The organism is Ideonella sp. P3_A4 (genome assembly GCF_056403075.1).
In genome coordinates, this window is record NZ_JBFUGE010000222.1 from 1 (window position 1) to 9,722 (window position 9,722).

4 protein-coding genes are annotated in these 9,722 nt (G+C 67.5%); 2 read left to right on the forward strand and 2 right to left on the reverse strand.

All coding sequences use genetic code 11. The features are described from left to right. Positions 1–321 precede the first annotated feature (321 nt). On the reverse strand, positions 322–1,524 hold the full coding sequence (locus AC1DYI_RS18790; RefSeq protein WP_477205652.1) for an RICIN domain-containing protein: 1,203 nt from the start codon (positions 1,522–1,524) through the stop codon (positions 322–324). 403 nt (positions 1,525–1,927) lie between these two features. Next, entirely contained in the window at positions 1,928–3,139 is a 1,212-nt protein-coding gene (locus AC1DYI_RS18795) for a di-heme oxidoredictase family protein (protein ID WP_477205653.1), read from the reverse strand. Positions 3,140–3,426: 287 nt separating this feature from the next. Here AC1DYI_RS18795 and AC1DYI_RS18800 point away from each other — a divergent pair, with 287 nt between their 5' ends. Together AC1DYI_RS18800 and AC1DYI_RS18805 are read left to right on the forward strand one after the other, a co-directional pair. Further along, entirely contained in the window at positions 3,427–8,724 is a 5,298-nt protein-coding gene (locus AC1DYI_RS18800) for a hypothetical protein (protein WP_477205654.1), read from the forward strand. Between the two features lie 326 nt (positions 8,725–9,050). Further along, on the forward strand, positions 9,051–9,722 hold a 672-nt coding region (locus AC1DYI_RS18805), incomplete at its 3' end, for a hypothetical protein (protein ID WP_477205655.1).

The window sequence follows — 9,722 nt, forward strand, 5'->3', positions numbered from 1 at the left end:
CCCTGAGGCACCGTCCGTCGCGTACCACGCCGTGGCCTGCCGCCCGGGTGCCATGGTGGGTGGCTCGGGGGTGCGGGCGCAGGCCCCATTCGCGGTCGCCCCCACCTCGGCAAGCGCCAGCGGTGCCGACCGAGAGACAGTGGCACGCCGAACACGGTGCCCCGCGAGCGTGGGCCGGAGAACGCACCCCCGGGCTACCCGCCACGCTCCACCCTCCGCAAGTGGAATGAAGCAACGCCGGCCACGCGCCACTCGTCGCAGGTGGAACGCGGCGACGCCGCCACATCGGCAAGGACGTGGCCTTGCCGCGCGTTCACCGCCTCAAGGCTTCAGCACCCAGCGCTGCGCCGCCGTGCCATTGCAGGTCCACTGCTGCAATTGCAATCCCGAGGCTTGGCCAGCGCCCGGCACATCCAGGCACAAGCCGCTGTGTGCGTTGACGAACTCGTAGACGCCCGGCGAGACCTGATTGGCCTTCCACTTGGTATCGTCATCGACGCTGCAGGGCCACTGGACCATCTTCGCGCCGACGGCCAGGCTGCGGTTCGTCGGGTCGAGGCAATAGCCACTGTGGCCGAACACGAGGTGATAAAGGCCGTCGCCCGCCGGCTTCATCTTCACCCGCTGGTTGGCCAGGCCGACGCAGTCGTACTGCGCCACCGCCGCGTTCGAGTTGTAGTCGAAGTAGTAGACGTCAATGCACTTGCCGCTGGCCTGTGCGGCGAAGTACTGGCCCGTGTCGTCGCCGTCGCCCGGCGTGCCCGTCCAGACCCAGTTCGGGTGCTGCGCCATGCAGCCCTTCAGCCACGCGCAGCCATAACGTTTGACCAGGTCGTGCTGGTATGCCGCCGGCGTCACGTTGGGCCAGTAGGCGCCGTTGCACATGGGGCCTTTGGTGCCATCCGGCGGCAGGCCCATCGCGACCAGTTCGTCGATCGTGTTCTGGTCGGCCGTGCCGCCGCAGTTCTCGTGCGGCAGGCCGAAGTTGTGGCCCATCTCGTGCCCGATCGAGCCGATGTCCGACAGGTTGCGCGGGCTGCCGTCGTTCAGACCGATGCCGTCGACGACATAGCTGTAGAACAGCGCCGAGTTGCCCGGCATGCCGGCCTGCGCCGCGCCRCCACCGGTGGTGCACTCACCGAACACCAGGTACTTCACGTTGGGAAAGTACTGGCCGCGCGCTTCTAGCTTGCTCTGGGTTTCATCCCACAGGATGTTGTAGTCGTTGAAGTGGGCGCAGCTGTTGCTGCTCTTGACCGTGATGAGCTTGCGGTTCAGGTGGATGGTCCAGCCCCAGCCGGCCCATTGGGTCTGGATCTGGCGTGCGGCGTTGAGCATCAGCGCGCCGCGGTCGCGGTGCGGCGCGTTCGAAGGCAGGAAGTAGACGACCTGCACGTCGTGGTCGTTGTCGATGCCGGTGACGTGCTGGTAGCCCAGCGTCGCCGGCGGTTGCGCCAGCTGCGCCGGCAATGGCTGCGGCGTGGCGGTGTCGGTGATCGGCGTGAATGCGTTCGCAGGGCTCATTCCGGCCGCAGTCGCAGCGAGGGCGCCCGTGGTCAGACAGCGCGCGGCGATTTGTCTCCATCCCCATGCATGCATGTGCGTCTCCTTCAGCTTGGCTTTGTTTGTCGGCAGGCGGCGATCGCTGCCCGCTGCGGCGCATGCTGGCATCGCTGATTCGCGTCGCCGCAAGATTGGGCAAGCGCCGGCAACCAGATGTGAAGGGAATTTGGACAACGTTGTCAGAAAGCGTTGTCAAAACGGTGGGAATGGACGCGAAAAGTCAGACACGCGGAGGTGCCGCGTTCGCCTCGGCACCTGCTGAGAGGTACCGAGGCGAACCGCGATTTGTCAGACGAATGCGCGGCCAGCGGCGGTTTACGGTTCGTCACAGGCCGCCGCTGACGCCGCCGTCAGACGGCACTTGTCAGAGCGTGCGCAGGAACGCGACGAGCTGCTGCCGCTCGGTCAGCTTCATGGCCTGGAAGCGCTGGCGCGCCGGAGTCGCTTCACCGTCGTGCGCCTCGATCGCCGCTTCCACGGTCTTTGCGCGGCCGTCGTGCAGGAAGGCCGGCCGCAGGCGCAGGCCCCACAACGGCGCCGTGCGCATGTCGCGGCCCTTGGCGACTTCCTGGTCGATGCCGTCGCCGAGGGCACCCATGTCATGCAGCAGCAGGTCCGAGTACAGCGGCACCGACTGGTGGGCCAGCGCGGCGATCAGGTGGTTGCCGGTCATCAGCGCCGGGGTGTGGCAGGCGACGCAGCGCGCGTTCTCGAACAGGCGCTGGCCGGCGAGGCTGTCCGCGGTGGGCGGCTGCGTCGGGGCCGGTGCCAGCAGGCGCATGAAATCGGCCGCGTGGTCGATGTCGCCCTTGCCGCTGTCGGGGTCGACCTGGTCTTCGGGGTCGGCCACCTTGTCGAAACGGGCCAGCAGGTCGAGGCGGCCGTTGGGCGCGTTCTCTTGCGGGAACAGGCGGCTGGTGACCCCCATCTCGTTGACGTAAGCATCGCCAGCGAAGGCCAGCAGCGACGCGTGCTGGGCCTTCCAGCCGAAGCGGCCGACACGCTGCTTGCCGCTGGCGACGTCCAGCACATGCGACACGCGGCCGTGCACGCCATCAGGCTGCGGCTTGCGCGCGTTCTGCTCCAGCGTGTCGTCGGCGATGGCCTCGATCAGACCAGCGCCGAACAAAGGCGTGGTGACCCGCCGTGTGGTGACATTGGCTTCGCGCGGCACGTGTTCGAGCGCCGCTGGATCGATCGCCTTGGCCTGTTGCAGCGAGCCGCCCAGCTGCGCCAGCGCATCGAACCGGCCGTTGGCGAAGCGGCCGAAACGGGTGACTGTCTGGGTGCTTGCGCCACCGACACCGCCCGCCGTGTGGCAGGCCGCGCAGCTGTTGTGGTTGAAGATCGGGCCGAGGCCGCCTTCGGGCACCTCCACCGCCTGGAACTCTTCGCGTCCCTCGTCGAAATCGGCCAATTGCGCGGCCGTCAGGCCTGCCAACGGCGCGCCCGGTTGCGGGGTGCCCGGGGCCGGCGCAGGCGTCACCTTGGCGGGTGGCAGCTTGGGCCGTTTGACGAAGGGCAGGCGGTCGGCCGCGATCGCCACGGCGCCAGCGCCGAGCAACACCAGGGCCATGGCCGTCCACAGGGTCCGAGGGCGACGAATGAAGGGTCGAGTCGAGTTGAGCATGCTCTGATCTCTGCAGTTAGGGTCGAACGGAATCCGCACGGCCATCACGGCGCCGGCGGTGCTGCAGGTCGAGGCTCTCAACACTTTGTGGACGAAATGTGGATGCGCATGTCGAGCCGCTGCGCCCAGGTCCGCTAACCCGTAGTTGTCGGTCGCCGCTCGACTTCCTACCCTCGCGGACTCTTGGGCCCCGCCTTTGGGGCCTCTTCGCTTGCGAACCAGGAGCCCAATCTGTGTCGGTCACCATCGACGGCTACTCGCCGGTCTACACGCCCACGCACCTCCCCCCCGAACCCCAGCCCGATGCCAGCCAGTCGGCGGATGCGGCTGCAGCGGCGCTGCGGGAGGCACTGGCCGCCGCCCAGCGCGCCCTCGACGCGGCCCGCAAGGCGCAGGCCGAGATGGAGAAGGCGCAGAAGGCGCTGAACGACAACAAGGACGTCACCAAGAAGGCCGCGCTGCAAGACGACCTCGACGCCAAGAAGGCGACGGCCGACACGAAATGGGCCGATGCGAAGGTCGCCAGCAAGGAGGCCCTGGCGGCCGCTGGCCCGCAGGGCCAGGCCAAGATGGCCGGCGACCTGAAGGCGCTGGACAACAAGAACACGGCCTGGACCGACCGGGTCGACGCCGCGCAGAACGAAAAGCCCGCGATCACCACGGTCACGACGGGCAACACCAACGCCGACGCCGCGGCCAAGCGGGTCGCCGGCGCCTACGCCGAGGGTGGCGACGCGTCAGCGGCCAAGCAGCTGCGCAGCGAGCTCGAGAGCGCCAAGACACCGCAGGAGCGCAGCACCGTCTTGCGCGCTGCGATGCCGGTGGTCGATCGMATCACCAAAGACCTGGGAGAGAACGGCCGCCGCGCCGACGAAGACTGGCCGACACCCGGCCGCAACGCCACGAGCGACCGGGAGGTGCTCAACACCCGCAGCGACTTCGACCACACGGTGGCCGACCTCGAAGCCAGCGTCGACCTGGCCGGCGACAAGGAGGCGGCGTTCCACATCGCCCACGACATCCTGCAGGTGATGCCCAGCGGCACCAAGGGCAACGGCGCCAACAACCTGCTCGGCCTGCTGGGGCTGGACCTGGGCCAGTCGTCGCCGGGCCGCACCTCGATGCTCGAGACCGCGCTGTCGGCTGCGCTGATCCAGCCCGATGCGAAGGCCCCGGTCGGCACCATGCCGGCCACGCCGCTGGATCAGCGCGACCAGGCGGCGCGGCTGCTTTCGCCCGACATGCCGGCACAGGTCACGGTCAAGGACTGGACCGACGACAAGGGCGTCAAGCACAGCGGCACGATCTGGCATGAGATCGAGCAGAACCCCGACCTGTTCCTGACCGCCGACCAGCGCAAGGACGTCGCCAAGCGCACCGAGGGTTGGTCGGCCGACGAGGCGCTGCAGGAGAAGACCGCGCGGGGCCTGCAAAACCTGCGCGAACAGAACCCGGGCAAAGACATTGACAACGCCAAGCCCGGCGCCACCTTCACCTTCAAGAACGAAGACCCGCGCACCGACCTGCCCAAGCCGCTCGACAAGACAGTGCAGACGGCGGCCGACGAGTCGAAGGCCGGTCACCCCAACGACCTGCAGTACGGTGCGGACCTCGATGTGCTGACCGGCTCGGACGCATTCCGCAAGCTGGGCGCCGACCAGCAGATCGACGCGGTCGGTCAGTTCGACCGAACGATCACGCAGCTCGCCCATGCCAAGCAGGTGCTCAACGCCGGCGAGAAGGACAAGCTGCGCGAGCTGATCGGCTCGTCGAACTTCCATGGCGTGAACACGCGCGTGCAGGACCGTCTGCTGGGCATGTTCAGCGAGTCCGCCAAGAACGAACCGGCGCTGAAGCAGCTGAAGAATCTGGTCGACCTCCCGGGCTTCCGCGCACTCGACGACGAGGCGATGGAGTTCAAGGTGCTGAGCGCCTTCCAGCACGACGAGGTCTTCCGCGGCACGGTCGGCAAGCTGAACGACCGCACCGACCTGTCGCCAGCCGAGCAGCGCGGCTCACTCGAAGTGCTGACCCAGGTGCAGACGGAACGCCAGCTGTACGACAAGAGCAATGCCGGTGACCGCCAGAAGATCATGGACTCCATGCTCGCTGCGGCCACCGACGCGCGCTTCCGCGGCTTCAACCAGCTGCAGAAGGACGAGACCGTCAACCAGCTGGTCAAGTACGGCGACCAGCAGTACGCGCTGAAGGACGACGGGGTGGCCAAGGCGCTCGAAGCCGGCTCGAAGGCCAAGCCGCCGCCGAAGCCGATGCTGATGCCGACCGCGAGCGAAGTCGCCACCACGCCGCGCACCACCGACCAGCCGACGCCGACACCGTCGCCCGGTGCGTCGCCAGCGCCCGTCACGACCGGGCCCACGCCGACACCGACGGCCACGGCTTCCCCGGCCACCGAACCCACCAAGGCGCCCACCACTGCGCCAACGAAGGAGCCGGTCGACACCGAGCCACCGAAGTCACCGACCACCGCGGCCAAGCCCGAGCCGCCAACGACGGCAAGCGTGACGGCCGATCTGACCAAGGCCGAGTCCGGCGCCCAGGATGTCGCGACCTCGAAAGAGACGATCAACGACCCGCTGCGTCGGGTCGCCGGCGACGACCCCATCGGCTACGCGTTCCAGAAGCTGCAGGCCGACCACAAGGACGACAAGACCTACCTGAAGCTGCTCGACGAGACGCTGCCGCAGCATCGGCGTGACTACACCAGTCAGCAGGTCAAGGACCTGATGGGCAAGAACAAGCCCGACGAGGCCATGAAGCTGCTTGGCAAGCAGATGGACATGACCAAGGACCCGGCCGAGCGCAAGCAGCTGTGGGAAGCGGCGGGCCAGCCGACCTTCTCGCGCAGCTATTTCGACCAGCAGCTCGACAAGGTCCTGAACCGCGACAGCCTCGAGAAGGGCAAGGACCTGGCCCCGCTGCTCAACCAGGTCGGCGAGAACGCCCCGCCCGAGGCCGCCAACCTGCTGCTCGACGCCATGAAGGCGCGCATCGACAAGGGCCACGACAGTCCGATGTGGCACACGCTGCTGATCGATGCCGAACTCGGCGGCCAGAGCTACGCCGGGTTGACGCGGCTGATCGAGCGCGCCGACAGCCTCGGCGCCAACCGGGCCGATGAGTTCGCTGACTTTTACGTCAAGGCCATCAACGACGCGATGTCCGACCCGCAAAGGCGCCCGCTGGTGTTCGCCTTGACCGGTGGCGGCATGCCGGCCGGACTGTTCGATCAGACCAAGGCCATGGCGGGCGAGCATGGCGCGGCCAAGCTGAGCATCGCGCTGTACAACAAGGTGAAGGACCTCAAGGGCGATCCGCAGGATTGGTCCGATCGGGTCGAGACGCGTCTGGGCAACAACCTGCGCAACGGCATCGAGGACTTCCGCGAAAAGGTCAAGGACGACGTCACCGACTGGCAGGAGCAGAACAAGAACGCGCTGCGGCTGGTGCAGGACTACGGTGGTCTCGACCCCGATGGCGTGGCGCGGGCCATGGCCAAGGACCGCAAGGACCACCCGGACACCTACTACCGGATGGAGGACGACAAGCCCACCGGCGTGGACGTGGCCTACGCCCAGATGGAGCAGCGCGGCGTTCAGCTCGATGGGCTGATGCGTGACCTGGCCGGGCTGCACCTCAATATCGACAAGCCGGCCAATGCGGACGAGAAGCGGCTGGTCGATTCGATCCAGGGTCTGGACACCGATCCCTTGGCGATGAGCACGCTGAAGAACAACGGGACCCTGGACGAACACCGGACCGACCAGCTCAACTTCGGCCATTTCGCGCCCGTCGCCAGCCCGTGGAACCCGACCGCGGTGGTCGGCTCGCAGCGTGACCACCTGGACAAGCTGGTGAGCGACTACCACCTGCCGCCCGAGTTGGCCACCAAGCTGACCGAGCGCACCGACCGTTGGGAAACCGACCTGCGGGCCGAGCTGGACAAGGGCGACAAGTACTCGAACGACCAGCTCCAGACCCTGACCGACAACTACCAGAAGGACGTGCAGGCGCTGCTCAAGGACAAGGTACCCAACGGCGGTGAAGGGGTGCTGGTCAAACCCAGCGACAAGGTGGTCGAGGACATCAAGACGACCTTGCAGGGCATCGGCACGACCACCTCGACGGTGCGCCTGACGATGAACTGGTTCCGCGACTCCGGCGATCAGCTGTTGCGCGCCTACAGCTCGGTCGCCTTCCGCCGCGGCGTGAACGGCGCGGGTCAGTTCGATCCCAACAGCGAGCTGATCCGCAATGCCGCGCGCCTGGGCCTGAGCGACGAGAAGTCGGTCCAGAAGGCCTACGATTTCAACAACAAGATGCAGGCCGAGATCAACAAGCGCCTGGCCAGCGAGCCGGGGAAGACCAAGCTGTCGGAGGTCGACATCAAGGAGCTGACCGAGAAGTTCAAGAGCGAAGTGCCGCAGTACGGGCCGCCCAAAGGCTTCGACGCCAAGTCCCTGCCCGATGCGATGAAGACGTCGGAGCGGGTGACCCGCGGTCTGGGCCTGGTCTGCTTCCTCGGTTCGTCGGTGAACAACGGTGTCAACGCCGCCGGCGAGAAGGGCGTCACCAGCAGCGATGTCTTCGCGGGGCTGTTCGGCACCGGCGCAGTGATCGAGGCCTATCGCAGCACCAAGGGCCTGGACATGGAAGGCGGCAAGATGCAAAAGGCCCTCGAGACCTTGCGCATGGGGCCGGACGGCGCCGAGCAGCTGGCCAAGGTCCTCAAGTCCAATGCGCTGGGCGGCGCGATCGCGTTCGCCGATTTCGCGTGGGCCTATGAAGACTTCACCGGCGAAACGCTGTGGGGCAACAAGGTCGGCAGCGGCCAGGGCGATGTGACCGCCGGCCTGCTGACCAGCGGTGTGGTGATTGCCGACCTGGTGGAGATCGGCGCCGCGGGCTGGAAGGCGCGCCTGGCGACGATGGCCGCGACCGAGGGCGGTGTCATCGCCGGCTCCAGTGCGGCGCCGGTGGTCGGCTGGGTCGCGGCCGGCCTGCAAGCCGCCTTCCTCGGCGCCCGCTTCGCCTATGGCGTGACCAAGGAGAAGAACAAGTTCGAGTTCGAGGACAACAAGGACTTCGCCGACATGGTCAAGTCGCTCGGCTTCACCGAGGACCAGGCGCGCGAGCTGATGAACCAGAGCGGCGGCAACACCGACGTCAAGGTCGACGAATGGGAGTGGTATGTCCCGGGCTGGAACGGCTGGCAGGCCATGCACAGCATCTTCGGCGAGGCCGAGTCGTTCTTCCAGGAGGGTGGCATGGGGCCGATGCACGCGCTGAACCCGCTGTTCGATGCCAACCAGGTGCCGCAAGAGCAGCGCCTGCAGTACCTGCAGTCCCTGTCGCCGGACGAGATGAAGAAGCTGATCGGCCAGACCCACAAGATCCTCGACGACGAGATGAAGGACGACGGCGAAATCACCGCCGAAAGCACGGCCGGGCTCGAAACCTGGATGCGCGGCAACAACCTCTGGAAAGCCGAGTACCTCGGCACTTCCTGACGCGCTCGCGGCGGCGCCCTCTGGGCGCTTGCCGCTCATCAAGTGGCGTGCGCGGATCCGGCTTGGCCGGGCCGCTGCGCGAGCCCCTTGGGGGGCCGAGCCCGGACTTGAACAGTCCAGTGGACTGTTCATGCCTGGCGAGGGGCCGGGCCTCTGGACCGGCGCGGCCTGCAAGGCAGCCCCCGGGAGGGGGCGTGGGGGCCAACAGGACTTCCGCGAACCCGTAGTTGTCGCGGGTGGAGCGAGTTCCTACGCTCGCGCTCTCTTGGGGTCTGCGTGCCGGATCCCGTCGCCGTGTTGTCGGTTCTCGAATCAGGAGCCCTACCGTGTCGATCACCATCGACGGCTACTCGCCCGTCTACCACCCTACGCCCGCCCCCACCGAACCCAAGCCGGATCCCGGCAATGGCGCGGCTGACGCAGCTGCTGCGCTGAATGAAGCCATCGCTGCTGCCAAGCGCGCGCTCGAAGCGGCGCGGGCCGCACAGGCCGCGCTGGAGAAAGCGCAGAAGGCGCTGAAGGACAACCAGGACGCGACCAAGACCGACAGCCTGAAGAACGATGTCGATGCCAAACAGGCCACGGCGGACAAGGGCTGGGCTGACTTGAAGGTCGCGACCAAGTCGGCGCTGGCGGCTGGTGGCCCGCAGGGCCAGGACAAGGCGGCCCAGCAGCTCAAGGCGATCGACAGCAAGGACGGCGACTGGAGCAAGCGGGTCGACAGCGGGAAGGCGGAAAAGCCCGACCTGGGCATCGTCACCGGCGGCAACAAGGACGCCGACGCCGCCGCCAAACGCGTGTCGGGTGCCTACGCCTCCGGCGGCGATGCGGTCGCGGCCAAGCAGCTGCGCACCGAGCTCGAACAGGCGAAGACGCCGCAGGAGCGCTCGGCGATCCTGCGCAGCGCGATGCCGGTGGTCGACCGGGTGACCAAGGACCTGGGCGTCAACAGCCGCCGCGCCGACGACGACAAGGACTGGGGCCAGAAGGGCCAGAGC

Bases quoted from the DNA above. Each gene is read 5' to 3' on its own strand.
- AC1DYI_RS18795 (WP_477205653.1), bottom strand. From the start codon at position 3,139: ATGGCCCTGGTGTTGCTCGGCGCTGGCGCCGTGGCGATCGCGGCCGAC.